This is a genomic window from Streptomyces sp. bgisy027 (genome assembly GCF_057710365.1).
The window spans coordinates 1-1,172 of the sequence record NZ_JBYIVZ010000131.1 but is presented as its reverse complement, the minus strand read 5'-3'; the positions used below and the strand labels follow the sequence as shown (position 1 = coordinate 1,172).

The window sequence follows — 1,172 nt, the reverse complement described above, 5'->3', positions numbered from 1 at the left end:
TACTGACTTCGGCTCGTCAGGGTGAGACAGGGTCGTCCAGGGTCAGGCCGGTGCCGGCTATGAAGCCGTCGAGGGTGTCGGGCCGGTACTGGAGGCGTTTGAGCCGGTTGCGTACGAGGGCTTCGAGCCGGTCGAGGGCGACCACGGCGAGGTTGGCCAGGCTGCGCTTGACGTGTGCCCATACCCACTCGACGGGGTTCAGGTCCGGCGAGTACGCGGGCAGCAGGAAGACCGTCAGCCACTCGCGTTCGGCGATCAGCTCACGCATGGCGTGGGAGACGTGGGTGTTGAGCCGGTCCCAGACCAGCACGATCGGTGCCCTGACGAGGTGGTGGACGCCGTCGATCAGTGCGATGAAGTCGCGCTCGCCCATGCTGCGGCGCTTGCCCTTGCCCGCGGGGTGGGTGCGCAGGCGGTGGCACAGCCGGGTGCGGGAGCCTGGCCGCATCGCGATCAGTCCGGCCACCGACAGGCGTCCCGAGCGGCGGCCGCTGACGGTCACGACCGGAGTGTGGCCGCGTCGGCCCCAGGTGCGGCCTCTGGGCGGCCGGCGGGTGAACCCGGCTTCGTCCTCGAAGCAGATGTAGCCGCCGCAGGCCGCCCGCGCTCTTTTACCTCGGTCCAGGTCGCCTCCTTCCACGCGGCCACCGCCTGCTCGTCGCGCTCGGCGACCCGCCGCGCGGGGACCTGCGGGCTGAAACCGAGCCGGTGCATCAACCGGGTGGCGCCGGAGACGCTGTAGGAGACGTGGAACTTCCTGCCGATCAGCGTGGCCACCCTGGCCGCGGTCCACACCTGGTCCTCCACCCAGCCATGCGCGGCAGGCCCCTCCTCGAGGTATACGGCCAGCTTCTCCAGACAGCGCGGGGACAGCCGGCACCGCGATCCACTGGGACCACGGGAGGCCAGAGCCCGCACACCACCCTCCCGCCACAACCGGTGCCACTCGTAGGCCGACTTCAGACTCACCCGCAGCCGCCGTGCCACCTCCGGCGGCTTGATCCTCTGCCCGAACAACTCGGCCGCCTGCATTCGAACCGTCTCCCGGCGCTGACGTCCCGCAGGAGTCAGCCCGCCCCCATCCGCATACCTCACACCCCAGTGGATACAGCGACCGCACCAGGCCCAGCACGGATCTCAGGAAAGATCACCCTGACGAGCCGAAGTCAGTA

The 1,172-nt window shown here is 69.9% G+C and carries 1 protein-coding gene; it reads right to left on the bottom strand.

The window, feature by feature from the left end; genetic code table 11:
* Positions 1 to 16: 16 nt before the first annotated feature.
* A protein-coding gene (locus AC3ETA_RS47715; RefSeq protein ID WP_432199160.1) for an IS630 family transposase occupies positions 17 to 1,095 on the bottom strand; the annotation gives its coding sequence in 2 pieces (ribosomal slippage) (positions 17 to 594 and positions 594 to 1,095; 1,080 coding nt in all).
* Positions 1,096 to 1,172: the final 77 nt, after the last annotated feature.